At 68.1% G+C, this 24,476-nt stretch carries 19 protein-coding genes; 10 read left to right on the plus strand and 9 right to left on the minus strand.

Translation table 11 applies throughout. The features are described from left to right. Window positions 1–34 precede the first annotated feature (34 nt). The 7 genes from AAFU51_13900 (at window position 35) to AAFU51_13930 (ending at window position 5,819) form a co-directional block, all read left to right on the plus strand. Window positions 35–1,330, plus strand: coding sequence for a glucose-1-phosphate adenylyltransferase (locus AAFU51_13900; GenBank protein MEO1572342.1), 1,296 nt, complete (start codon window positions 35–37; stop codon window positions 1,328–1,330). A 207-nt stretch (window positions 1,331–1,537) separates the two neighbouring features. Continuing rightward, a complete protein-coding gene (locus tag AAFU51_13905) occupies window positions 1,538–1,747 on the plus strand; it encodes a hypothetical protein (GenBank protein ID MEO1572343.1) in 210 nt (69 codons plus the stop codon). Between the two features lie 14 nt (window positions 1,748–1,761). Further along, window positions 1,762–2,910, plus strand: a complete 1,149-nt coding sequence (locus AAFU51_13910) for an extracellular solute-binding protein (protein ID MEO1572344.1) — start codon at window positions 1,762–1,764, stop codon at window positions 2,908–2,910. Next, on the plus strand, window positions 2,907–3,293 hold the full coding sequence (gene crcB / locus AAFU51_13915) for a fluoride efflux transporter CrcB (protein MEO1572345.1): 387 nt from the start codon (window positions 2,907–2,909) through the stop codon (window positions 3,291–3,293). Before AAFU51_13910 ends, crcB begins: the two co-directional genes overlap by 4 nt. A gap of 32 nt (window positions 3,294–3,325) precedes the next feature. Then, window positions 3,326–4,033, plus strand: a complete 708-nt coding sequence (locus AAFU51_13920) for a WbqC family protein (protein ID MEO1572346.1) — start codon at window positions 3,326–3,328, stop codon at window positions 4,031–4,033. 175 nt (window positions 4,034–4,208) lie between these two features. Then, window positions 4,209–4,862 (plus strand): DUF922 domain-containing protein, encoded by a 654-nt coding sequence (locus tag AAFU51_13925; GenBank protein ID MEO1572347.1) that lies wholly within the window; start codon window positions 4,209–4,211, stop codon window positions 4,860–4,862. Between the two features lie 75 nt (window positions 4,863–4,937). Then, entirely contained in the window at window positions 4,938–5,819 is an 882-nt protein-coding gene (locus AAFU51_13930) for a mechanosensitive ion channel family protein (GenBank protein ID MEO1572348.1), read from the plus strand. An 11-nt stretch (window positions 5,820–5,830) separates the two neighbouring features. Here the strand turns inward: AAFU51_13930 and AAFU51_13935 are convergent, their stop codons facing one another. Then, a complete protein-coding gene (locus AAFU51_13935) occupies window positions 5,831–6,616 on the minus strand; it encodes an enoyl-CoA hydratase (protein MEO1572349.1) in 786 nt (261 codons plus the stop codon). Window positions 6,617–6,755: 139 nt separating this feature from the next. Here AAFU51_13935 and cysS point away from each other — a divergent pair, with 139 nt between their 5' ends. Beyond that, window positions 6,756–8,345, plus strand: a complete 1,590-nt coding sequence (gene cysS / locus AAFU51_13940) for a cysteine--tRNA ligase (protein MEO1572350.1) — start codon at window positions 6,756–6,758, stop codon at window positions 8,343–8,345. Between the two features lie 7 nt (window positions 8,346–8,352). Here the strand turns inward: cysS and AAFU51_13945 are convergent, their stop codons facing one another. The 7 genes from AAFU51_13945 to dacB all read right to left on the minus strand — a co-directional run bounded on the left by AAFU51_13945 (window position 8,353) and on the right by dacB (window position 20,470). Further along, window positions 8,353–9,963 (minus strand): reverse transcriptase family protein, encoded by a 1,611-nt coding sequence (locus AAFU51_13945; protein ID MEO1572351.1) that lies wholly within the window; start codon window positions 9,961–9,963, stop codon window positions 8,353–8,355. A gap of 595 nt (window positions 9,964–10,558) precedes the next feature. Continuing rightward, window positions 10,559–12,217 carry an SWIM zinc finger family protein gene (locus tag AAFU51_13950; protein MEO1572352.1) on the minus strand — a complete coding sequence of 553 codons (1,659 nt, stop codon included), beginning with the start codon at window positions 12,215–12,217 and terminating at the stop codon, window positions 10,559–10,561. Then, complete coding sequence (locus AAFU51_13955; protein MEO1572353.1) at window positions 12,207–15,617, minus strand: WGR domain-containing protein; 3,411 nt, start codon at window positions 15,615–15,617, stop codon at window positions 12,207–12,209. The genes AAFU51_13950 and AAFU51_13955 overlap by 11 nt, the downstream gene beginning before the upstream one ends. A 168-nt stretch (window positions 15,618–15,785) precedes the next feature. Beyond that, window positions 15,786–17,120, minus strand: coding sequence for an ammonium transporter (locus AAFU51_13960; GenBank protein ID MEO1572354.1), 1,335 nt, complete (start codon window positions 17,118–17,120; stop codon window positions 15,786–15,788). A 122-nt stretch (window positions 17,121–17,242) separates the two neighbouring features. Then, window positions 17,243–17,962: a hypothetical protein gene (locus tag AAFU51_13965; GenBank protein MEO1572355.1), complete on the minus strand. Its 720-nt coding sequence runs from the start codon at window positions 17,960–17,962 to the stop codon at window positions 17,243–17,245. Between the two features lie 398 nt (window positions 17,963–18,360). After that, a complete protein-coding gene (gene mreD / locus AAFU51_13970; protein MEO1572356.1) occupies window positions 18,361–18,837 on the minus strand; it encodes a rod shape-determining protein MreD in 477 nt (158 codons plus the stop codon). A gap of 67 nt (window positions 18,838–18,904) precedes the next feature. Next, a complete protein-coding gene (dacB, locus tag AAFU51_13975; GenBank protein ID MEO1572357.1) occupies window positions 18,905–20,470 on the minus strand; it encodes a D-alanyl-D-alanine carboxypeptidase/D-alanyl-D-alanine-endopeptidase in 1,566 nt (521 codons plus the stop codon). 207 nt (window positions 20,471–20,677) lie between these two features. On the opposite strand from dacB, the gene AAFU51_13980 reads away from it, so the two are divergent. Next, a complete protein-coding gene (locus AAFU51_13980; GenBank protein ID MEO1572358.1) occupies window positions 20,678–21,949 on the plus strand; it encodes a Glu/Leu/Phe/Val dehydrogenase dimerization domain-containing protein in 1,272 nt (423 codons plus the stop codon). Window positions 21,950–22,099: 150 nt separating this feature from the next. Further along, complete coding sequence (locus tag AAFU51_13985) at window positions 22,100–23,035, plus strand: hypothetical protein (GenBank protein MEO1572359.1); 936 nt, start codon at window positions 22,100–22,102, stop codon at window positions 23,033–23,035. A 123-nt stretch (window positions 23,036–23,158) separates the two neighbouring features. Here the strand turns inward: AAFU51_13985 and AAFU51_13990 are convergent, their stop codons facing one another. Further along, window positions 23,159–24,475: a TRAP transporter large permease subunit gene (locus tag AAFU51_13990; GenBank protein ID MEO1572360.1), complete on the minus strand. Its 1,317-nt coding sequence runs from the start codon at window positions 24,473–24,475 to the stop codon at window positions 23,159–23,161. Window position 24,476: the final 1 nt, after the last annotated feature.

A 24,476-nucleotide genomic window follows, 5' to 3' on the forward strand; every position in this document is an offset into this window, starting at 1 on the left:
GCCCCTTCTCGTTCACCCCTCTCGACACGCGACCATGGACCCCGAAGCTCTGCGCGCCAACCCCCGCGACCTCATGGCGGTGATCCTCGGTGGTGGAGCCGGGACGCGCCTCGCCCCGCTCACCATCCCGCGCTCGAAGCCGGCGGTGCCGCTCGCAGGCAAGTATCGTCTCATCGACATCCCCGTCTCCAACTGCATCAACTCGCAGGTCACGAGCATCTTCGTGCTGACGCAGTTCAACTCGGCGAGCCTCAACCGGCACATCCACCGGACCTACCGCTTCGACCGCTTCCGCCGCGGCTTCGTGACCATCATCGCCGCCGAGCAGACCCCCGACTCGCGCGACTGGTTTCAGGGCACCGCCGACGCCGTGCGCAAGTCGATGCCGCACATCAACGCCTTCCCGCACGAGCACACGCTCATCCTCTCCGGCGACCAGCTCTACCGGCTCGACTACCGGAAGATGTACCAGCACCACATCAGCAGTGGGGCGGAGATCACCATCGGGACCGTGCCGGTGCACGCCAACGACGCGCCCGGCTTCGGCATCCTCAAGACTGACGATGATGGCGTCATCACGGAGTTCCACGAGAAGCCCGCGCTGGACGAACTCGACGGCAAGGAGAGCAAGGTGTCGCAGGAGTTGCAAGACGACGGCCGCATCTACCTCGCCTCGATGGGCATCTACCTCTTCAACCGCTCCGTCCTCGGCTCCGCGCTCGACGCCGACCCGACCTGCACGGACTTCGGCAAGGAGATCATCCCCCGCGAGATCGGCAACCGCAAGGTGGTCAGCTTCCCCTTCGCCGACTACTGGAGCGACATCGGGACCATCCGCTCGTTCTACGAGGCCAACCTCGCCCTCGCCGACCGCGAGCCGGAGTTCGACCTCTACGACGCCGAGATGCCGATCTACACCAACGCGCGGATGCTCCCGCCCGCCAAGGTGCAGAACACGATGCTCCAGGACGTGATGATCGCCGAGGCCGCCGTGATCTCGGACGCCTACGTGGAGCGCTCCGTGATCGGCCTCCGCACGTCGATCCGCAGGGGCGCGGTCGTGAAGAACAGCGTGGTCATGGGCTCGGACTACTTCCCCTGGCACCCGCCTGCGAGCCGCTACCTCAACCAGGCCCCCGACGCGCCTGGCATCGGCGAGGGGAGCTACATCGAGAACGCGATCATCGACAAGAACGTGCAGATCGGCAAGAACTGTCGGATCACCAACGACCGCGGCGTGGAGAGCGAGGAGGGCGACTTTTACTCGATCCGCGACGGCATCGTGGTGATCCCGAAGAACGCCAAGGTGCCCGACCACACGGTGATCTAGCGACACGCCGTCGGCTTGCAGCTGTTGGCGCTCAGGCTTGGGGCTGGCAACCCTCACGCTCAGCGGGCAGGCCTCACGGCGCCCTGCCGCCATTCACGCCACCGTGCCGGGGCACCCAGTTGTGCGCTGTGAATCGGCGTAGGGGGTTCGTACCTTGGGGCCCTCACCTCGCTCACGCTCCTGACGGCGTCCCGCCCGCCCCGGCCTATGCCCACGGTTACTCCCGCCAATACGGATCTCAAAGCGCTCGTCAAAGAGGCGCTCCGCGAGGTGCTCCTGGAGCGGCGCGGGTACCTCAAGACGCTCGTCGCCGAGGCGCTCGAAGAGCTCGCCGCCGACGAGGCGCAGCGCGAGCGCGAAGCTATCGAGCAGGCCACCCGCGATCACCTCATGGCGGGCATCAACGCGCAAGCCTAGCTAGGGGAAGGGCCTTGGGAATAAGGGATAGGGGGCAGCGCTCGTGGACCTTCGGGGCAGGGTGTTGTGCGCGTCTTGGTCCGAGCCTGCGTCACCGAGGCTTTCGAGGCACGGCCCTTCCGGCTTGGCTCCTACTCTATAGCCTATTCCCTGTCACCTACGCCCTTAGCCAGAGCGGCTGCGCGCGGGACGATCGCGAAGCGCTTGTCGTCTACTCGCCGCACGGGAAGGAGCTGCTGAGTGCCTACGAGGCAGCGTTTGAGGCAGCCTACCCCGAGGTCAACGTGCAGTGGCTCTTCATGGGCAGCCAGCAGGTGCTTGACCGCGTGCGCACGGAGCGCGTCAACCCGCAGGCGAGCGTCTGGTGGGGCGCGCCGCAGCCGCTCTTCATGCGCGCGGCCGACGAGGGCCTGCTCGCCGCCTACGAGCCAACCTGGGCCGACGTGCTCCCCGATGCTGCCCGCGACGCCGAGTGGCGCTGGATCGGCACCTACCTCACGCCCGAGGTCATCGCCTACAACACCGCGACGCTCGACTCCACGCGGGTGCCGCGAGACTGGGACGCGCTCCTCGACCCCGCCATGGCACAGCCGCTGCTCATCCGCTCGCCGCTGGAGTCGGGCACGATGCGCACCATCTTCGGCGCGATGATCCAGCGCCAGCCGACTACCGAGGCGGGCTTCCGCTGGCTTGCTCGCCTCGACACGGTCACCCGCAGCTACACCGCCGATCCGACGCAGCTCTATCTCAAGCTCGCGCGCGGCGAGGCGGCGCTCACGCTCTGGAACCTCCCCGACATCGAACTCCAGGCGCGCGACGTGGGCTACCCGTTCCGTTCCGTCTTTCCTGAGAGCGGTACGCCCGTCCTCGTCGACGCCATCGCCATCCCCGCGGGCGCGCCGAATCCTGAGCGCGCGCAGCAGTTCGTCGAGTTCGTCACGACGCGCGAAGCCTTGATTCGGCAGGCGCACGAGTTCCACCGGCTCCCAGCGCGGCAGGACATCCCGCCCGGAAGCCTCCCTGCATGGATGCGCCAGCCCGTCCGCCCGATGGACCTCGACTGGACGCTGATGGCCGACAGCGGGCAGGCCTGGCTGGAGCGCTGGGACCGCGACATCAAGGGACGCGGGGCGGCGTTCCTGAAGGCGAATCCGGAACGATGAGCGGCTGGCAGCAGGCAGCGCTGGTAGCGCTCGGCGGTGCAGGCGGTGCGCTCGCACGGTACGGCGTGGCGCTCGCCTCCGCCCGATGGACCGTGACCGGCGCGCTCGCGGGGCTGCCCGTCGGGACCTGGATCGCCAACATCGCCGGGTGCTTCCTGATCGGCCTCGCCCTCCCCTTTGTGCCCGGTCGCGACCCGCTGCGGCTGCTCGGCGTGGTTGGCTTCCTCGGTGGATTCACGACGTTCTCGTCGTACTCGGCGGAGACGCTGGCGCTCTTGGAGACGGGGCGCGTCGGGTGGGCGCTCGTCAACGCGCTCGGGAGCGTGGCCGTCGGGCTCGTGGCAGCGTGGGCAGGGTGGACGTTGGCTCGCACATTCGCCTAGCACAGTCGCCTAGCACCGCTGACTGCACGCCGATGACTGCGATTCGCCCGCCGGAGTTCTTCCCGTCGCTGCCGGTCGCGGCGCTGCTGCTTTCTGCGGAGCGCTTCGTGGTGGCCGACACGTTCGCGTACAGCCGCCAGTCGTACCAGAACCGGACGCGCATCCGCACCTCGGCGGGCACTGGGCGCGACGCGATGTGGCTCACCGTGCCCGTCCGCAAAGGCCCACCCGGGCGTCCGATCCGATCTGTACCGCTCGCCGACTCTGCGGGGGCGTGGCGGCGGGCGCACCTCCGCACGCTCGCGGCGTGCTACAACAACGCGCCGTATTTCGCGCACTATGCTCCCCAGATCGAGCACCTCTTCGACGCAGTTTTCTCTGACGACGGGACGCCGCAGACGCTCGGCACGCTCACGGTGGCTGCGATGCGATGGGCACATCGGGTGCTCGCCAGCGATGCAGAGCTCGTCGTGGCGTCGGAGCGCCCCAGCACACCAGCTACGCTCGTCGACGTGTGGCTCGACGTCGGAGCCGCACCGCTGCTCACCCTGCCCGATGCCGCGGCGGTGGAGCGTGCTCAGTTGCCCGAGGTGGCGCAAACGGTGGCGTCATTCGAGGAGAAGTCGCGTCGTCAGGTGTTCGACGGCTTCGTGTCGGGCTGCGGCCTGCTCGACCTCGTCTTCAACTATGGACCTGCGGCGCGTCAAGTCTTGAGCGAGGGGCTAAGGCTGCCCGCGTAGGGACTGTCCGGGTTGCCCACGTGAGGCCGCGTAAGTGCGGCACGTCGTCACGGGAGCGGGACAAACGAGGGAAACGAAGGCAGCCTGCGGATCGGCGGCGGATTCAGGCTTAATGGGAGAGCGTGATTCGCCGACACCAAGGGCACACGCTTACTAGCCCCGCGCCCTACCTTTCGTGCCCCTCTCCGCGATCCTTCCTGTACTTCTGTGGATGGTCGCAGGCATGCACGGCAGCCCGGTTGTGCACGGCAACTCGGGGCACGACAGCTCGGGCGTGAGAGCGTCCGGCGATCCGCCCAGCGTGCGCATGGACAAGCGGGTGCGGACGGAGTACTACGACGTCACAGGCACGTCGTGGCAGGAGCTTGCCCACCAGATGCGCGTCAAGGGTCCCGGCGACTTCTTCGGGCAAACCGTTTACCAGATCGGCTACCGGTACACATCGCAGCGCCTGGGCGACCGGTGCTGGGTGAGCGACGCCATCGTCACGCTGGAGGCGACCATCATCCTGCCCCGCTGGCAGCGGTCGAACCAGACCTCAGGCACGGTGCCGTATGCGCTACGCCGCGACTGGGACCTCTTCCGCACACGCCTCGAACGCCACGAGCAGCAGCACGTCCGCATCGCCGAGCGCGGCGCGCAGGAGGTCCAGCAGTTCCTCACCGGCGTCACGGGCGAGTGCGCCACGATGGACGCCGTCGTCAACGAGCGCGTGCGGGGCATCGTCGCCGAGTGGGACGACTACAACCGCCACTACGACGTGCGCACCGAGCACGGGCGCAGCGAAGGCGCCATCTGGCCGCTCAGCACGGCCGTCGCCCGGCGCTAGGGCACGCGGAGCCGCGGACGAGGCCATCGGCGTAGACTCACGGAGTCACCACCTCCCTGATTCTCCGTTGTCCCGATGTCGCCGTTCTTCCAGAGCATCCTCGACCGCCTCGCCGCCACGTTCGAACCCGAGCGTACGGGCGAGGCCGTTGCTGTCTTCCTCGCCGACTTGCTGACCGGCCTTGCCGTGTTCGCGGTGTTCTACGTCGGCTGGTGGATCCTCAATCGGCTCCTGCGTGCCGCCTTCCAGCGCGCTGACGCCGACGCTACGCTCGCGAGCTTCATCCTCGTCACGAGCAAGTTTGCGCTCCTCGCCTTCGGCCTCGTGCAGGCGCTCGCGGCAGTCGGCATCAACACGGCGTCGCTCATCGCCAGCCTCGGTATCGCGGGGCTCACCATCGGCTTCGCGGCCCAGGACGCGCTCTCGAACATCATCTCGGGCATCCTCATCTTCTGGGACCGTCCTTTCGTCATCAACGACCTCGTGGAAGTCGAGGGCGACTATGGCCGCGTCGACAAGATCACGCTCCGCTCCACGCGCGTCGTCACGCCCGATGGCCGCATGCTCGCCGTGCCCAACGCGACGGTCATCAACTCGGTCGTGGCGTCGTACACCAACTTCCCCAACCTCCGGCTCGGCATCGAGGTAACGGTCGGCGTGAACGAAGACCTTGGTCGCGTGCGCCGTCTCCTCCTCGCGCTGGTCGAGGGCGACCCGACGTTCATGGATGCCCCACCGCCGCGCGTGGTGGTGACAGCGCTCAACGACTACAACGTCGCGCTGGAACTGCAAGCCTGGCTCCGCGACGAGCGCGAGCACGTCCAGGCCCGCTTCGACCTCCGCGAGCAGGTCTTCGCCACGCTCACCGAGGCCGGTGTCGATATGCCGTTCGAGACGGTGCAGCTCCGCCCCGTCGCTGGCGACCCGCTCGACGTCCGGATGAGTCGGGCCGCCTAGCTTGGTGTGTCCTACTCGAACTTCGAGAAGTCCGCGGGGCGGCGTTCCATGAAAGCCGTCAGCGCCTCGGCCGTCTCCGGCGAGGTGAGGCGCTCGATGAAGTGGGCGCCCTCGGTGCGGATCGTTGCCTGGATGGCGTCGGCGTCGGGGGCGCGGAGCAGTTGCTTCGTCAGGCGCACGGCGGCGGGCGGGCGCGTGGCGAGCGCTTCGCAGCGCTGCATCGCCACCGTCAGGAGGTCGGGCTCGTGGACGACCTCGTTGACGAGGCCGTAGCGGTAGGCATCCTCAGCGTAAAACGGCTCGCCGAAGAGCAGCCACTCGGCGGCTTTCTGCGGCCCGACGAGGCGCGGGACTAGCAGGCTGCTCGCCGCCTCCGGGCACAGGCCGAGGTTGACGAACGGCATCTGGAAGCGCGCCGACGGGGCCGCGTAGACGAGGTCGCAGTGCAAGAGCAGCGTCGTCCCGATGCCGACGGCAGGCCCGGCGACGGCCGCCACGAGCGGCTTCGGGAACGTCGTCGCGACGCGGAGGAAGCCGAAGACCGAGCTGTCCTCGCCGCGCGGCGGGTTCATCATGAAGTCGCCGAGGTCGTTGCCCGCCGTGAAGACGCTCGCGCCGCCGTCCCCGTCCTGACCGTGGATGAGCACCACGCGCACGGCGCTGTCGGTGGCGGCCTCGGTCAGCGCCGTCGTCATAGCGTCGTACATCGCCGTGGTGAGCGCGTTTTTCTTGGCGGGGCGGTCGATGATGAGGCGGAGCACCGCGCCCTCGCGCTCGGTGCGGATGTTGACGGACATGGAAACAGGGGAGACCGAGGAAGTGCGAAAAATCAAAGGTACATGGGAAGTGAGAGGTGTGAAGTGCGAAGTTGGAAGTAAAGTGAGCCAGCGCGTGGCACCACACGCTGAATCTGCCTCGACCCTCGACCTCCGACCTGTGCCCGACTTCGTTCTCCACGACTCGCTCTCCCGCGACGCCAAGCCGCTCGTCCCCGCCGCGACGACCGAGGACGGCACGCCGCGCCTGACGTTCTACGGTTGCGGGCCGACCGTCTACAGCTACGCCCACATCGGCAACTTCCGTTCGTTCCTCACCGCCGACCTCATCGTTCGCACCGCTGAGGCGCTCGGCTGGCAGGTCGAATACGTCTCGAACGTCACCGACGTCGGCCATCTCACGGAGGACGACGCGGCAGACGCGGCCGGCGAAGACCGCATGGCGAAGGCGCTCAAGAGCAAGGAGGGCGAGCGCTTCGCCAACGTGTGGGACCTCGCACGACACTATACCGAGGCCCTCGTCGAGGACTGGCACACGCTAGGCCTCCGCGAGCCGAGCGTGCGGCCCCGTGCGGCCGAGCATGTCCGCGAGCAGATCCAGGCGGTCCAGACGCTCATCGACAAGGGCCACGCCTACGAAACCGAGCAGGGCGTCTACTTCAGCGTCGCGTCGTTCCCCGACTATGGCAAACTCTCCGGCAACACGGAGGCCGACGCGCTCGACGTGGGAGCCGCGGCCGAGTCGCGCGACGTGGTCACGGACGACGGCAAGCGCGACCCGCGCGACTTCGCGCTCTGGAAAAAGGACGACCAGCATCTCATGCAGTGGCACAGCCCGTTCGACGAGGGTACGTCGTGGGGCTTCCCCGGCTGGCACCTGGAGTGCTCGGTGATGGCGCAGAAGTACCTCGGCGACACCATCGACCTGCACGCGGGCGGCGAGGACCTCCGCTTCCCGCACCACGAGTGCGAAATCGCGCAGGCCGAGTGCCTCACAGGCAAGACGTTCGCGCGGCACTGGGTCCACACGCGTTTCCTTCAGGTCGAGGGCGCGAAGATGTCGAAGCGCACCGGCAGCTTCCTCACCGTGCGGGATCTCACGAGCGACCCGGCCGACGGCGGGCGTGACGACTATGGCGCTCCGGCCGACCCGCTCGCGCTGCGCCTCGCCCTCATCGCCGGGCACTACCGCAAGCCGCTCAACTTCACACGCAAGGCGCTCACCGACGCTGCCAAGATGCGCCGCCGCTACCAGGAGGTGGACGCCGCCGTGCAGGACGCGTTCGCGTTCCACACCGAGAAGCAGTACGACGAGCGCGGCCCCAACCACCTCGCCGAGCCGCTCGCGAAGGCCTACGCCGACACGCTCGCCGCGCTCTGCGACGACCTCAACACGCCCACGGCGCTCGCGGCGGCCTACCGCGGCGTCAACATCATCGCGTCGATGGGCAAGCGCAAGGACGCGCGCTCCAAGAGCGGCCTCGACAGCCTCGCCATGGCGACGAGCGCGAAGGACTACCTCGACCAGATCAACGCGCTCCTCGGCATCGTCCGTTCCGAAGCCGTAGTTGAGGAAGCCGACGAAGACCCGCTCGCCGAACAGGTTGAAGCGCTGCTCGCCGAGCGCGTGGCGGCGCGCAAGGCGAAGGACTACGCCCGCGCCGACGCCATCCGCGACGAAATCGACGCCCTCGGCGTGGAGGTGATGGACAGTCCGACAGGCTCGACGTGGCGGCGGCGGATCGACTGATCCCCGGCTACCAGAGCTTCCACCACGGCTTCTTGCGGTCGGTGTCTTCCGTCGAGCGCATCGAGGATTCCTCGGCGCCGAGGTCGTCGAGGGTGGCAGCGTTGATGGGACGACGATAGCGCGGGCGCTGGGCCGAACGGTCGGGAGCCCAACGGTGCTTGACGAGCAGCGCGTGGGTGCGGGCCACGAGCGGCGCACCGCGCTCGGCGTCCACCATCGCCACGAAGCTCGCAAACCCATGCACCGCCGCCAGTACGTCCGGTGCGTCGCCCCAGTGCTTGCCCTTCGGGCCGTCGAGTTCGATCTGGCGGAGCGTCGCGCGGAGGCGGCGCATCGTGCGGCGGTCCACGCTCAGTTTCTCATTCACGACGAGCCCGGTCACTTCCTGGCGGGCGCCGCGTCGCATCACGCGGAGCTTGTCCGGATGCAGCGTGAAGCCCTCGTCGGTGATGATCTGCACCGAACGCCAGAGCAGCTTCGTGACGTGCTGCGCGGCCTCGCCGGAGCCCGAGAACGTGAGGTCGTCGGCGTAGCGGGTGTAGGCGAGGCCGAGGCTGTCAGCCATGCCTGCCATGCGCGCGTCGAGGCGGCGGCAGAGGACATTGGTCAGCGCAGGGCTCGTCGGTGCGCCCTGCGGAAGGACGCGCTCGCCCTTCGCGACGAAGTAAGTCTGCCCGTCGAGGCGCGTCTCGTCGGTGTCGGGCTCGGTGCAGAGGAGGGCCAGGACGGTCGCCACCTGTTCGCCGTAGCCGAGCGCGCGCCAGAGGCCCTTCACGCGGCGATAGGTTACCGTCGGGAAGAAGTTCTGGAGGTCCATATTCACCACCACGTCGGCCCCGACGTGGGGCGCGGCGTTGCTGGCGATGGAGCGGCCTGGCACGAAGCCGTGCGCGGCGTCGTGGAGCGGGACGGCGGCGAGGAGGTGGTCGAGCACCCAGCGCTGGGCGCGCTTGAGGCGCGGCATCGGCGCCGAGATGCGGCGCGTGCCGCCGCGCTTCTTCGGCATGAGGAAACGGCGGTAGTGCGACACGCGCGCCACGCGGCGGGCGAACGTGAGGAAGCGCAGTTCGCTCAGCTCAATGCCCATCGCGCTGGCGAGGTCGAGCGCGGTGCGGTAGACAGGCAGGCCGTTCTCAGCAAGCCGCTCGGTGTCGGGGTCGGTGTGGTTGAGGCCGCCGGAGACGCCATCGCCGAGGTACGTCACCTCCTTGGACTGGCGCTCGGCCCAGGCTTCGGCGCGGGCGGCGCGCTCGGCTTTGCGGCGCTCGTGTGTCTCCTTGCGGCGCTCCATCGCCTCCTTCATCCGGACCTGGCGCTGTTCCTTCAGCAGCCGCTCGCGGTCCTCGACGAGCCGCTTTTCGCGGAGCAATTCGTTCAACTCGCGCTGCAGCTCGCCCCGCCGCTTGATGAGCGTCTCGGGCGGCGACGGCATGGCGCTGTCGTCCCAGAAGCCGAAGCGCTTCATCTCTTCGAGGACGAGCTCGTCTCGCGAGGTCTCCCGGATGCGCTTATAGAGCTCTTGCCGCGACTTCGGCTGGACGCTGTCGAGCGAGGCGCCGTCTCCAGAAGTGGGGTCGTCAGGCGTCGGAGCGGTATCGTTGGTCGTGTCGTCGGCCATCGTCGAGCGCGGTCGTCGTGGAAAAAAGCTCGCTGCTGGGCTGGGGCCTTCGTAGATCCTGAGGCCTGGGCCGCTCAACTCCTCGCGGCCCCGGTCCCTACCCGACGCATGGGCTTCTCGGAAGCCCCACGGTCATCGCGGGTAGGGACCAGCGGGCCGCTCTGTTATGAGCGCGACCAGGGAAGCGGGTACGTACTCTGCGCGTGGACGGCGATCCGCCGCCCGGAGCCCCGAAGGGCTCGGTGCAAGGCTGTCCCAGCCACAGCTGGCGAGATAATGCATGACGGCGGCGAGGGCCTTCGAAGAACCACAGGACTGGACCGGTCAACTCCCCGTGGGACCGCATAGGTAGTCGCCGTTCGACGCCTCGGGCGTCACACGGCAACGCGACTACCTATGCAGTGTCCCACTCTGTTATGAGCGAGCCAGTGAAGCGGGGCAGTACTCTGCGCGTGGATGGCGATCCGCCACCCGGGGACGCCCAGCCAAAAGACTGAGGGCCCCGATGCAAGGCAGCCCCGCCGCCGTCAAATCGAGAAAGAACAGGGTGGAGGGTGCGAACACGGCCGCACGGCTTCACCGCATCACGGCGGCACTAATTCAGCCGACCGGCAAAGCGACCGCGCTGGGCATGAGCGCGGCGGAGCGCGAGCATGTGGACGCAGGGTCCCTTCATGAGCTTGTTGCTGACGAAGTAGTGGCACGAGCACGAGCCCGCCACGATGCGTTCGTCGGCGTCGATGGTGAGCGTCGGCGCGAAGGTCTGGGTGCCGTCGCGGACGGTGCCGCTGAGCACGAGGCGACCGTCCTGCTGCGGCTCGGCCGTCACCTCGACCGCGCCTTCGGTGACGAGGCGGTCGGCCTCCTGCTCGCGCTCGGTGGCGAAGCGGAGGCGGTCGAGCGGGAGCGGTTCGCGGCTGAGTTCGCGCACGCGGTAGACGCCCTTGTTGAGGTCGTAGATGGCGCGTCCGGCCTGCGTGTAGGCACCCAGCGCGGCGAGCACCGTGCTCCGGTCGAGGCCCGTCCGGCGGGCGAGCGACTGCGGGGCCTCGTGCCACGTCTCGGCGAGCGCGCGGAAGACCTGCTGCTTCGTCGCGGCGTCCACATCAGCGCGCGGGGCCATGAGGTCGAACTGCCCCTGGCGCGACCAGTCGTTGGCCGTCCAGCCCGAGAGGCCGAGCGTGAAGGTGAGGTCGCCCAGGTCAGCGAGGTAGAACGACGGCAGGCCGGTGCCGAGAAGGAAGATCGAGAACGAGCGCGCGACCGGGATCAGCCGCTCCAGGATCGTCAGGCGGCGGCGGCCCCACACGCGGATCTCGTCCGGCTCGTCGCCGCGGTAGATCGAGCGCGGGCAGACGACCTCGACGTTCCACGGCTCGAACACCACGCGGACGGGCGCGCCGGGCGTGAGGTGGTACCGCATCGAGCGCGGGCCCTCGCGCTCCTTGCGGCGCTTGAGCACGAAGAGCAGGTTGTGCACGTCCATCGGGTGCAGGTCAACGCGCCGCGCGGGCAGCGTCATCGCGCTCGACACCTGCAGGAAGCCGCGCACCCAGCTGTCGGGCAGGTCGATCTTGACCTCCTTGTAGGCGTCCTCGTGCTCGGTCTGCACCTCGAACCCGCTCGGGTCGATGGCAAACTCGGTCGTCTTGTACGTGCGAATTTTCTGGAACGCATCGTAGAGTGCGGCCGAGTAGTCCACGTTCGTCGTCCCATAGGCGACGTCGTCGATGGTGTCGAAGACCTCGTGGCTGCAGCTGAGGCGACCGTAGCTGGACTCGTCCTGGCTGAAGCACTCGAAGAAGACCTCGTCGGGGTGCACGGTGATGACCGGGTCGAGGACGAACCAGAGGTCGCGGTACTTCTTGTAGGTGTACTTGTAGAAGCGCTGGCGGGCGTCCCAGAACGGCTTCATGACGGAGCGCTCGGTGTTCCAGAGCGCCGATAGCTCAGCGCGCACGTCGCTGATGCGGGCGCTCACGTCGCCGTGGCGGGCGATGGCGTCGGCGAGGAAGGCTTCCTCCTGCTGGGCGAGCCAGGCTTCGTACTCCGTGCGGTCCTTCGGCTTGAAGCGGAGGTCCGACACGACCACGTCGTGCAGCGCTGAGATGGCCTCGCGGAAGGGAAGGTGCTGCCGTAGCGTGCCGACGAAGTGCGTCGGCTTGCGCAGCGTGTCCGGGGCGAACGACAGCCCCGTGGCGTCGGGCGTGGTCGTCGCCGTGGACGACCCGGCGTAGCGATAGTCAAACTGCATCGGTCACCTCGGAGGAAGCAGCCTCATTGGAGGCGGGGTGAACGGGGACGGGCACGCGCTCCAGCAGGGCGAGGTCGACGTCAGGCTGGGCGTCCTGAAGGTCGCGCATCGCAGCGATGAGCGTGGCCTTGTCGCCCACGGCGATCGTGGCCGAGTGGTGCGCGAGGAGCGGCGCGGCGAAGGCGGCGGCCTCAGGGGTGCGCGCGGCCTCGCGGGTCAGGAAGGCGAGCACGCGGTCTTTGGCGACGCGCCCGCGGTTGACCTGCCCGAGCACGGCGCGGAAGTAGGGCTCCAGCGCCTGCATCCGGTCGAGGTGGCCGCCCGCGTGGGCGTCGAGGTAGTTGCTCGCAAAACACTGGACGTTGGCGGCGGGGTGCTCGCTGAGGCGGAGGAGGTAGGTCGGCCCGTCGCCCTCGTCGAAGAAGCGGGTGAGGAGCGTCTGGCCGTAGGCCTGCACGTCCGAGCGCACGCTGTCCACGACGTGTACGAGCAACTTGGGCGTCCACACGTCCTCGTCGAAGGCCCGCGCGAAGAAGTCGAAGGCGAAGGCGCGGGCGTCGTCCCAGGCGGCGTCGAGCAGCGTGAGCGCGTCGATGGGGTGGGCGCGCATGCGGTCGGTCTGCCGCTCGACCATCGCGCAGGCGGCGTCGCGCACGGCGACGACCTCGTGGCTGGCGAGGCGCGTGATCTGGCGGATCGTGAAGGTGCCGCTCCAGTCGCGCTCGGCGAGGACGAGGGCCCCCAACTCCTGCGCTGGGACCGGACGTGCGTGGAGTAGCCCCCACAGCCGGTCGCGGTCGAAGGCGGCACGCGCTTCCGAGAAGGCATCGTCCGTGAGCAGCGCGGCGAGGTCGGCGTGCAGCCCGCCGACGCGCTCGGTGCGGTAGAGCGGCGGCAGCAAGCGCTTGGTCATCGCAACAGCGAAGTCGGGGTGGTTCGCGGCTAAGCGCAGGATCACCGGGCGTACGTTCGCGCGCACATCGGCCTGCGGCGACTGCGCGAGCGCGTCGAGCACCTCTGGCTGGTCGAGCAATACATCGTCCGGAAGGCGACCGAAAAGGGCGAGGCCGGTGGCGCGTACCTCCGCGTCGTCGGCCGTCATCAGCGCGGCGATGAGGGCGCCGGGCAACGCCTCGGGCGGCGTGCCGTGGTGCGCGAGGAGTCGGCCTCCCACGGCTTGCACCGCCGGGAATGGGTGCCGGACGAGGTCCTCAATGAGCCCTAGCGCAAGCCGCCGCACCGCGCCAGCTAGTAGCGTCACCATCGCCTCGCCAAGGTCGCGCAAGCGCGCTGCATCGATGTTGGCCGCGTCTGAGTCGACCTCGTACGTCAGCAGCAGCGCCATGCAGCGAATCAAGAGCGCCTCGTCGTCCAGACCAGCCGGTCGCTTGCGTGCGAGGAGATCACGGACCGCGCTGCGTACGTCGTCGTAGCGATGTGCCAGCAGGTCGGCCACGAACGCCGAGTCGGTGAGGAGCGCGTCCGGGGCGTCGGCCAGCCAGCCTAGCGCGAGGGCGCGAGCCTCAGGCAGCGTCGCGTCGAGGAGCGCCCGGACGAGCGCGACATTTGGGTCGGCAGGATCGTAGAGCCGCTGCGCCAGATCGAGGCCGAGGCGGACGGTGTCGGCGTAGGGCCGCCCTAGCAGCAGCAGGACCTCGTCCACGCCGAGGCGGTCGAGGAAGTCAGGGTTGGCGCGGAGGGCGCGCACGGCGAATGCGTGGACCGGCGCACAACGGCTCTCGGCGACGAGGTGCAGCAGGCCCTCGGGCTGTGCGTCCCACAGGTGCGAGAATGCCTCTTCGCGCGTCTCGGCGGGCGTGCCCGTCTCGACGCCGTCTCGGAGCGACCACGCCTTGTTGCCTTTCTTTAGCTCGAAGCGCGGGCTGTTGGCGTAGAGCACGTGGTTGAAAGCGATGTACGGCGCAAAGGCGTCGTAGCGCGTCGTCCGCGCCCGCATCGCGCGGTTTTGCCAGTCGTACCACTGGAAGACCACCTCGCGTGGCTCGTCGGCGTCGGCGTCGGTGTAGGCGAGCAGCAGGCCGACGGCCATCTTGACGTAGGCCGGGTCGTCCGCCTCGCCGAGCTTGCGCAGCGTGCGCCAGGCGCGACGGCGGAGGTAGGCCCGCGTCTTCTCGGAATAGCCCAGCGCGGCTTCCTCGAACACCCGATTCGGCGTGAGGTCGTCCGTGTCGATCCATTCGGGGCCGTCGGGTGTGCGGATCTGCGTCTCGCTCCTGATGGTGCGGTCGCGCCACGAGCTGCGGTCGTACTCCGAGGTGGTCTGCCGGTACTCGACGTAACCCGTCTCCTCATTCTTCGTCAGGTGGCGGCCGACGGTGCGGTATTTCCCGTCGTCGTGGTTCCACTCGTAGCCGGTGTCGAACGCGCTCAGGCCAGACGGTTCGGTCGCGAAGCGGTAGGCGAGCCGGCCGTACAGTTCGGCGGCGTCGCGGAGTTCGGCGAGCTTGAACAGCCTGCGGTGCCAGTAGACGAACGGCGCGGCGAGCGGGGCCTCCGTGGCGAAGGCGAGGAGCGTCTCGTGCGCGCCCGGCACATCGTACAGGGCGAGGCCGATGGCATCGCGCAGGTCGTAGAGGTCGGACGGGGCGATGGCACCGAGCCAGGTGTCGAGTTGAGCGCGGCGAGCATCGGGGTCCGCGAGGCGCTCAATGACATCGGCGAAGCCGGTCTGCTGCATCCGGCGGTTGGCCGCGCGCTCCTCGTCGTTGGCGAGATGGTGCAGGGCTTCCTGGGCGAGGTCGTGGACGTGCTCAGCGCGCAGTCGCTCCCACCGGCTCGGCCCCTGCGCATCGAGCAGCCTCAGGATCGCTTTGCGTGCGGCGTGCAACTCGGGTGCGGTGCGGTCTTCAACAGCGCGACCGGTGCGGGCGAGCGCCCAGAGCGCGCAGTAGGCGCGCAGCAGCCGGTCATCCTTCTTCGACCTGGGCCACGTTTCCATCAGCGAGGCGGCGAGGCGGTCGAGGAGCGCTGTGATCGTTGGGAGCGTCGCAGTAAGTCGGAGCTCGCCCGCGCGCCAGACGACGCGCTCTACCGGCCAATCGGTCTCGGCATCAGGGTTGGCGAGCGCAGCGTCGATGCGGGCGACGATGGCCGCAGCCCGCGCTTCCGCATCGACGGGACGGCGCGACGTGGATGAGTTGGCGGGCGTCTCCACATAGCCCTTCTTGGTCTTCGCGGTGACGAGTTTGTCAAAGAGCGCCTCGGCCTCGTCGCGGTCCACTGGCAGATTCGTCTTCGGGATCTCGCGGAGCGCCTGGCCGCGGCGACCGTAGCGGACCGTCACCACGAAGCCGCTGGGCTCCTCGTGGAGGTCGACCTCGTAGACCTTGTCGGATGTGCCCTCCTGAAAGGCAAGACGAGTCTGTCGGACGAGCGGCATGGCCGTGGAAAGGATAGGGTGGCGTGTGATTCGATTCCAACATAAACCGTGAGTAGTGACAACAAAATGTCATAGCCTTGAAAAAAAAGCCAGCCGCACAAAAAACCGCCGCCCTCGGGGTGAGGACGGCGGCAGGTGGCAGCCGCGCAAGCGGTCTGGTCGGGTGTGTCAGACGGTCGCGTAGCTGTTCTCGTCCACCGGCTCCGTGAACTCGGGGTAGGCCGAGATGGCGTGCTCGTGCAGGTCAAGGCCCATCTCTTCGATCTCGCCGTTGAGGCGGACGCCCATCGTCTTCTTGAGGAGCGTGAAGAGGACGAAGGCCACCGGGAAGGTCCAGGCGAAGGCGGCCACAATGCCCAGCAACTGCACGCCCACGATGCCCATGTTGAACATTGCCTCGGCGTTGAACAGCCCGGCCGCGAGCGTGCCCCATGCGCCGCAGACGCCGTGTACTGCGATGGCATCGACCGGGTCATCCACCCCCGCCTTCTCAATGCCGATAGCGGCGAAGACGACGATGATGCCCGCGAGGAAGCCCGTGATGATGGCAAAGTCCGGCGTGAGGTTGGCGCAGCCCGCCGTGATGCCGACGAGGCCTGCGAGGACGCCGTTGAGCGTAAACGAGACGTCGGGCTTGCCAGTGCGCAGCCACGTGATCGCCATCGCGCCGACGGCACCAGCCCCGGCCGCGAGGAACGTGTTGAGCGCGATCAGACCGATGGACGTGTCGCCCGTCGTGGTCGAGCCGGCGTTGAAGCCGAACCAGCCGAGCCACAGGATGAACACGCCGAGCGCCGCCTGCGGGAGGCTGTGGCCGGGCATCGGCTGGGCCTTGCCGTCGATGTACTTGCCCATGCGCGGGCCCACGACGATAGCCGCCGCAAGCGCGGCCCAGCCACCGACCGAGTGCACGACCGTCGAGCCCGCGAAGTCGATGAAGCCGAGGCCTTCGAGCCAGCCCGAGCCGTTGAACAGCCCACCCCAGGCCCAGGAGCCGAAGACCGGGTAGATCAGGCCCGTGAGCAGGATCGAGAACATAAGGTAGCCCGTGAACTTGGTCCGCTCGGCGACGGCCCCCGAGACGATCGTGGCTGCGGTGGCGGCGAAGACGGCCTGGAAGAAGAAAAAGGCATAGATCCACGACTGGTCCTGGCCTTCGATGCCCTTCAGGAAGAAGCCATCCGTGCCGATCCAGCCGCCGGCGGTCGTGCCGAACATGAGCGCGAAGCCGACGGCGAAGAACACGAGCGAGCCCGCGCCGACGTCCATCACGTTCTTCATGATGATGTTGGCCGCGTTCTTGGCGCGCGTGAAGCCGGTTTCGAGCAGCGCGAAGCCCGCCTGCATAAAGAAGACCATCGCGGCGGCGATGATCGTCCAGACGTAGTTGAGGTTGACCTGCACCGTTTCGGCAGCGGCGACGCCTGCGTCAGGACTGTCCTGCGCCAGGGCCGCGGGCGCGACGAACAGCGCAGCGAGGAGAAGGGAACGGTTCCGGGACATGGGTGGAAGCGTGTTGGATGGGGTGGTGATGGACGAGAAAAGTGGACAGGAGTGACAAGTGGGCAAGTATCAAGTAGCAAGGGGAGACCCATGTCACTTGCTTCTTGCCACTTGCCTCTCGTTCAGAAGCTGACGCCGAAGACGAGGTAGGTGCGCTCGAGCTCGGGGTTGAGCGTGTAGCCGACCATGACGGGGAGCGCGAACTCGTCGCTGAGGGCGATCTCGCGCGTGGCCGAGAGCGTCACGTTGACGACCGCGAAGCCGTCGGTGAGGTAGAAGGCGCTCTCCATCGGCACGACGCCGAGCGCGAGGCCGAGCTCGACCTCGTCGAGCGGCAGCGCGTAGCTGGCTTCGAGGTAGGTCGAGATGTTCTGGTCGCCGCTGCTGTTGAGGTCGCCGTTGCCGAAGACGATGGCGGCGGCGTAGAGCGACACGGGAATCGTCTCGGTGCCGTCGAAGCTGACGAAGGGCTCGATGAGGTGCGCGTTCTCATAGTCGAAGAAGTCGAAGTCGCCGTCGTCGTCGGCGGCACCCAGGGACGGGAAGTAGTAGTCGGTGACGCCGAAGGAGACGGGGCCGACCGAGGCGGAGATGTAGAGGTCGTGCTCGTTGGCGCCGCCGAAGTCAGTGCCGACGGAGTAGGACGCCCAGGTGCCAACGGTGACGGAGCCGCCCTCGAACTCGGCGGTGTAGTCGAGGAAGGGCTGGATGCTGAGCGACTCGCCGAAGTCGTAGCCACGCCAGACGTAGCGGCTCATGACGTCGGCGCCGAGGCCGAGTTGGGCGAAGGAGGCAGGCGCCGCGACAAGCGCGGCAAGGAGAAGGGTGAGGAAGCGGGACATCGGGGTCATCCGGATGGGTGGGGATAGAGCGTGGCGGGGGAGATGACCGCGACGCCGCCGTTCGTGGAGGGGTGCAGGCTGAGTGCGCCTTGGAAGGGAGATGGAGCGCTCAGGCTGCCGAACTGACGGGCCAGATGGATGACTGCCAATTGAATTAATGCCTGGGAGTCGTCCAACTAAAAATGTTAAGGGCACGTCGATAGCCCACGAGTGCAGCCCCGTCGCCTCACGGTTATCCATGAAGGAAGCGGTTTTTTTGCCGCTCCATGCCCTGATTCTAGCCCATCAAGAAATGACGAAGGGGCAGGTTAGGGAGGCGACCGGGCTTCCGAAAGCGGTTACGAAACTGTTACGCCCTAAAAAAATGAGGCGAGTTTCGGTCCCTTGGCCCCGCGATCCTACCGGCTCCGCAGCAGCGCCGCGATGAGCGCGATGCCCGCCGTGTAGACCGCCGAGCCCAACCACAGGCCCGTTACCAGAAAGAGCGTGCGGGTGTCCTGTGTGAGCGCCAGCACGAACACCACGATCACGTTGTGCACCAGCGCCACCGCCAGCGCAGACATCGCCGTCTGCGCAGGGCCTGAGCGCAGCATCTCGTTCTGCTCCGTCCGAAACTGCCCCGCCACAAACCCGATGATCGTCTTCGAGAACGCCTGGAGCCCGAGCAGGCTGGGGTTGACCAGCAAGTCCGCAAGCAGCCCGGCGCCGAAGCCAGCCACGGCCCCCTGCACGCGCCCATAGCGCAAAGCGGCTACCGTCACGAAGAGCAGCACCGCATCCGGTGTCACGCCAAAGACCGGCAGCCGGCTCAACAGCAGCCACTGCAGCACCACCACGCCGAGGCCGGTCAGCACGAGGCGGAGCGAGGCGGGCATGAAGGGCAGGGCGGGGTGGGAGCAGCGAAGCGCTCAAGTTACGCCCCGCGCCTGCCTGGAACGACGGCTACCCTTGCGCTAGGCCGCCGCTCGTGATGGCGGCAACGAGCTGGTCGATGGCATCGGTGATGCGACCCGACCGCGTGGTGTAGTGGTTGGCCATCACGCTGAAGGCGTAGCGCGTGCCGTCCGGGCCGGTGGCGTAGCCCGAGAGCGCGCGGACATACTCCAGCGAGCCGGTCTTGGCGGCCACCGGCACGCCTTCGAGCCGCGTCGAGAGCGTCGTGGCGCGCTCGCCGCCGCCGGGCATCGAGGCGACGTAGAGGGCACCGTGCTCGTGGCCGACCATCACGGCGAGGAGGCGGCCAAGCATCTCAGGCGTGATGAGGTCTTTGCGCGAGAGCCCCGAGCCGTCGCGCACGGAGAGGCCGCGCGTCGGGAGGCCCTGCCGGTCGAAGAAGCTGACCACGGCGCTGCGCCCGCCCGAGAGCGTGCCGCGCGACGACAGGGCGCGGAAGAGGTGCTCGGCGTAGAGGTTGTCGCTGCGCTTGTTGATCTCGTCCACGAGCCACGACACCGGCGGCGAGCGGTGGACGAAGAGGGGCTCCCCTGCGGCCGTCGGCGGACTGGTGAGGTCGGCGGCGTCCACCAGCGTCGCGTCCACCTCGATCCCGGCGGCTTCCAGGCGCTGCTGGAAGTGGTGCAGCGTGTAGAGCACCGGCGCCTCGACGGGAATGCTGTTGATCCCGGCATAGCGGTACGACACCGAGCCGGAGGCGTCGTAGGTGTTCGTGCCGAGGCGGCGCTGGATGCGCAGCGGGCTGTAGCCGCGCCGCCGCCGGTGCGTGCTCACCGCGTTGTTGAGCCGGAAGAAGCTCTCGGGTTGCGCCGTCACGCGCGCCGCCCGGCCTGCCCGTGTGCCTTCAACACGGAAGCGAAGCAGGTTGTCGGCATAGCTGAGGCCGCTCGTGGCAGGCGCCCACGGTTGCCGGTCGAGGTGGTTCAAGTCCCAGCCCGGCGCATAGGTGTCGCCCGCATCGAACGCGCGCCCGTCGCCGACGAGGCGGCCGGTGATCTTCGTCACGCCCGCGTCAGCGAGGCTACGCGCCCACGCGGCGAGGGGATCGGCCCAGACGGTGTCGGCCACGCGGCGGCTGCCGAACGTCGGATCGCCGCTGCCTGTCAGAATGAAGTCGCCGTCGAGCGTCGTGCCGTCGGTGTCCCCGTTGAAGTGGAGTGTCGTCGTGAAGCGGTGGTCAGGCCCGAGCACGTCGAGCGCCGCCGCCGTGGTGAGCAGCTTCTGGTTCGACGCTGGAATGAAGTTCAGGCTCGCGTTCCGGCGATACACCACGCGTCCCGAGTCAAGGTCCTGAACGTAAATGCCCCAGAACGCCTCGGGCAGCTCCGGGTCGTCCAGTACCGCGTCGATGGTGGAAGCCATCGGGGTGGAAGCCATCGGGGTAGGAGCTACCGCGGCGGGAGGCGGGCTCGGGGCTTGGGCGATAGCAGGCGGCTCCGCGTCTACCAGGATCGTGCTTACCGGGATCGCGACGGGCGGAGCCGTGCCGGGAAAAAGCAGCAGGGCGACGAGGGCCGCGAGCGTGCGGGCCGGCAGCATCGAGAGACGCAGCATCAGGAGACGGGCGAAGGAGGGGCGCAGACAGGACGCAGCAAGCTACAACCCCGACGAAGAGCGGACGGGCCTAATCGACGGTATGACATGGCCCCTATGTTCCCTGTACGGCGCGGAGGAGGACGCCTCAGATTAGAGGAAAACCCGTACGTTGGACGCGTGCCCGCTCGGCACACGTCGTCTCCCCCGACTCGCTCCCTCACGTTGATGTCTACCCATCATGCTCGCCCCGTCGTCTCCGCCTACGAGATCGCTACCGCCAACTTCAACGCCTCGGCCGGACGTCTTGGCCTGCCGGATTCCTGGAGCACGCTCATCCGCACGCCGTTCCGCGAGATGAAGGTTGAGGTCCCCCTCACGCGCGACGACGGCTCACTGGAGGTCTACACCGGCTTCCGCATCCAGCACAACGGCGCACGCGGTCCGTTCAAAGGCGGCATCCGCTACGCGCCCACCGTGGACGACCAGGAAGTGCGCGCCCTCGCCGAGATGATGACGTACAAGACCGCCCTCGTCGATATCCCGTTCGGCGGCGGCAAAGGCGGCATTCAGGTGGATGCGCGAACGCTGAGCGCGCGCGAACTCGAACAGCTCACGCGGCGCTACATCTCGCGCATCCACCTCATCCTCGGCGTCAACCGCGACGTGCCCGCGCCGGACTACGGCACCAACGCGCAGGTGATGGCGTGGGTCGTCGACCAGTACGGCCGCCAGCATGGGCATAACCCGGCTATCGTGACGGGCAAGCCGCTCGAACTCGGCGGCTCGCGGGGGCGCGCGGCGGCAACGGGCCGCGGCGTGATGCTGCTCACCCTCGAAGCGGCCAAAGACCTCGGCATCGCCGTGGGCGACCTCCGCGTGATCGTGCAAGGCTTCGGCAACGTGGGCATGAACGCGGCGCTGCTGCTGCACGAGGCCGGCGCGAAGGTGGTGGCCGTGTCGGACATCTCGGGCGGGCTGTTCGCGGCCGACGGGCTCGACATCCCTGCCCTTGAGCGCTACGTCGCCGAGGTGGGCCACCGCTCGCTCGCAGGCTACGTCGCGCCGGGCATCGACGCCGTGAGCCATGCCGACTTCATGGCGCTCGATGGCAACGTGCTCATCCCGGCCGCCCTCGAAGCCGCGATCCACCAGGGCAACGTGGACGGCGTCAAGGCGAAGCTCGTCGTGGAAGGTGCCAACCTGCCCGTGACCCCCGAGGCCGACCGGCGGCTCGCCGAGCGCGGCGTGGTCGTCATCCCCGACATCCTCGCCAACGCGGGCGGCGTCACGGTGTCCTACTTCGAGTGGAGCCAGAACTTCCAGCAGTACACCTGGCCCGAGGACGAGGTCAACGCGAAGCTGAAGCGCATCATCCTCGATGCCTACGCCAACGTCAGCGGCCGCGCGAAAGCCGAAGGCACGACCCTCCGCGAGGCGGCCTTCGACATCGGCATCGAGCGCGTCGTCCAGACCGAGAAGCTGCGCGGGATGCTGTAGAGAAGGATGAAGGGAGAGGGCAGAAGTTCAGAGACGGCGGCGGTATTCCTAGTCCGTTGTCCGTAGCGGGCGATGAAGTGGCACCCGGAAGCAGCGCGGATCACACAGCGTCCTGGCTGGGTTCGCGGTGGAAACCAACCCGCTCTCGCTATGCGCCTGCTTCTCCTCTCGCTTCCCCTCCTTCTGGTCGCCTGCCTGAACCCCGAGCCTGCCCCTGCGCCCGGCGTGCCGACAGCCCCGGCATCGTTCGACGTGCCCGACGAGTACGGGCCCGGCTATGGCGTCTCCGAGGACGAGTTCGGCGCCTACTGGTACCAGGGCCTCGCCGAGATCACGGGCTACGACCTCGACCAGGCCCGCTATGGCGCGCAGCACGACGGCGAGGCGGTGCTCGTCTTCGTAACCGAGCCGTTCTCGCGCAGCAAGCAGGTCAAGCTCGACCGCTCGACGGGGGGTGACGACGAGGCGACCGTGCTCAAGCTCAACGCCACGCGCTCGTTCCTGACCGGCATCTATCCCTATTCGATGATGTCCTCGGTCTTCCAGCCCGTCGACGCCGCGCCCGCGCTCAAGGTCACGACGACCTCACAGGAGTGGTGCGGCCACACGTTCACCCAACTCAATCGCTCAGGCGACGGCTACGACCTGGAGTTCCGCTCCTACTTCGAGCAGGAGGGCGATCAGGACCTGGGCTTTGACGAGGTCCTGATCGAAGACGAAATCTGGACGACGCTCCGCCTCAACCCCGACGCGCTCCCGGCGGAGCCCGTCGAGATGCTGCCCGGCACCGTCTACCAGCGCCTCAGCCACATCGACTGGCAGCCGCACACCGCCGAGCCGTCGCTCTCGGCACCCGACGCCGCTGGCGTGCGCACCTACACGCTCACCTACCCGAGCCTCGGCCGTACGCTCGCCATCCGCTTCCAGGCCGCCTTCCCGCACGTGATCGAGGGCTGGACCGAGACGCGCCGCGCCCGCGGCCAGACCGTCACCACGACCGCCACACGCCGCGCCCAACTCATGACCGCCTACTGGGGCCAGAACAGCCCCGAAGACGAAGCCCTCCGCGAGCAGCTTGGGCTATAGGGAGTGCGGGGGTGTCGGGGGAAGTAGGTGTCGCGGTGGAAGTTGCCCGCATGAAGCGTGGTGAGCAACCTTGCCTCACTGCCTCACTGCCTCACTGCCTCACTGCCTCACTGCCTCACTGCCTCAGTCGGTCGCCCACGTCACCATCTCGGGGAACGTCAGCAGCAGGCCGAGCCCGATGAGCTGGATCACGATGAACGGAATCGCGCCGCGGTAGATCGCCGTCGTGGGGACCTCCTCGGGCGCCACGCCGCGGAGGTAGAACAGCGCGAAGCCGAACGGCGGCGTCAGGAAGCTCGTCTGGAGGTTCATGCCCAGCATGACGCCGAACCACACGAGGTCGATTTCGAGCAGCAGCGCCGCCGGGGCGAGCAGCGGCACGACGATGAAGGCGATCTCGAAGAAGTCGACGAAGAAGCCCAGCACGAACACGACGATGTTGGCCACGATGAGGAGCCCGACCACGCCGCCGGGCAGGTTCGTGAGCAGCCCCTCGATCCAGAGGTCGCCGTCGAGGCCGCGGAAGACGAGCGTGAAGGCCATCGAGCCGAGCAGTAGGAAGACGACCATCGTGGTGAGGTGGCCCGTGTCGCGCAGCGCCTCCCACACGACGGCGCGGTTGAGCCGCCGGTTGACCGCCGCCAGGATCAGCGCGCCGACGGCCCCGAGCGCCCCCGCCTCGGTTGGCGTGGCGATGCCCGCGAAGATGCTCCCGAGCACCACGAGGATGAGCACGAGCGGCGGCACGAGGCGACGGAGCGCGAGCCGGAGCAGGTCCGGCACCGATGCGGAGCGCTCCTCGGGCGGCAACGCCGGTGCCCACGACGGTTTCAGCATCGCCACGAGGCCGACGTAGCCCGCGTAGAGCGTCACGAGGAGCAAGCCTGGCACGAGCGCGCCGAGAAACAAGTCGCCTACGGAGACGCCGAGTTGGTCGGCGAGCACGATCAGCACTACGCTCGGTGGGATGAGCTGCCCGAGCGTGCCGCTTGCGGTAATGACGCCCGTGGCAAACGCTTGATCGTAGCCGTGGCGCAGCATCACCGGCAGCGAGATCATGCCCATCGCCACAACGCTCGCGCCGACTACGCCCGTCGCCGCAGCCAAGAGCGCCCCCACGAACACGACGGCGAAGGCGAGCCCGCCGCGCATCGGCCCGAAGAGCGCCCCGATCGCCGTGAGCAGGTCCTCGGCGAGCCTGCTCTTTTCGAGGAGCGTGCCCATGAGGATGAAAAACGGCACCGCGAGCAGGATGGTGTTCGTCGTCACCCCGAACGTGCGGTCGCCGAGCGCGAGGAGGTAGGGCCAGTCGAAGAACCCGGCCTCGACGCCCACGAAGGCAAACAGGAGCGCCGTCCCGCCGAGCGCGAACGCCACCGGGTAGCCACTGAAGATCAGCAGCAGCGCCACGATGGCCATGAGCGGGGCGAGGACGTCCATG

The organism is Bacteroidota bacterium (assembly GCA_039821555.1).
GTDB lineage: Bacteria > Bacteroidota > Rhodothermia > Rhodothermales > Rubricoccaceae > JBCBEX01.

Coding starts and splice junctions, on each gene's coding strand:
- AAFU51_13900 (MEO1572342.1), top strand. CDS start 35: ATGGACCCCGAAGCTCTGCGCGCCAACCCCCGCGACCTCATGGCGGTG.
- AAFU51_13905 (MEO1572343.1), top strand. CDS start 1,538: ATGCCCACGGTTACTCCCGCCAATACGGATCTCAAAGCGCTCGTCAAA.
- crcB (MEO1572345.1), top strand. CDS start 2,907: ATGAGCGGCTGGCAGCAGGCAGCGCTGGTAGCGCTCGGCGGTGCAGGC.
- AAFU51_13920 (MEO1572346.1), top strand. CDS start 3,326: ATGACTGCGATTCGCCCGCCGGAGTTCTTCCCGTCGCTGCCGGTCGCG.
- AAFU51_13930 (MEO1572348.1), top strand. CDS start 4,938: ATGTCGCCGTTCTTCCAGAGCATCCTCGACCGCCTCGCCGCCACGTTC.
- AAFU51_13935 (MEO1572349.1), bottom strand. CDS start 6,616: ATGTCCGTCAACATCCGCACCGAGCGCGAGGGCGCGGTGCTCCGCCTC.
- AAFU51_13945 (MEO1572351.1), bottom strand. CDS start 9,963: ATGGCCGACGACACGACCAACGATACCGCTCCGACGCCTGACGACCCC.
- AAFU51_13950 (MEO1572352.1), bottom strand. CDS start 12,217: ATGCAGTTTGACTATCGCTACGCCGGGTCGTCCACGGCGACGACCACG.
- AAFU51_13955 (MEO1572353.1), bottom strand. CDS start 15,617: ATGCCGCTCGTCCGACAGACTCGTCTTGCCTTTCAGGAGGGCACATCC.
- AAFU51_13960 (MEO1572354.1), bottom strand. CDS start 17,120: ATGTCCCGGAACCGTTCCCTTCTCCTCGCTGCGCTGTTCGTCGCGCCC.
- AAFU51_13965 (MEO1572355.1), bottom strand. CDS start 17,962: ATGTCCCGCTTCCTCACCCTTCTCCTTGCCGCGCTTGTCGCGGCGCCT.
- mreD (MEO1572356.1), bottom strand. CDS start 18,837: ATGCCCGCCTCGCTCCGCCTCGTGCTGACCGGCCTCGGCGTGGTGGTG.
- dacB (MEO1572357.1), bottom strand. CDS start 20,470: ATGCTGCGTCTCTCGATGCTGCCGGCCCGCACGCTCGCGGCCCTCGTC.
- AAFU51_13980 (MEO1572358.1), top strand. CDS start 20,678: ATGTCTACCCATCATGCTCGCCCCGTCGTCTCCGCCTACGAGATCGCT.
- AAFU51_13985 (MEO1572359.1), top strand. CDS start 22,100: ATGCGCCTGCTTCTCCTCTCGCTTCCCCTCCTTCTGGTCGCCTGCCTG.
- AAFU51_13990 (MEO1572360.1), bottom strand. CDS start 24,475: ATGGACGTCCTCGCCCCGCTCATGGCCATCGTGGCGCTGCTGCTGATC.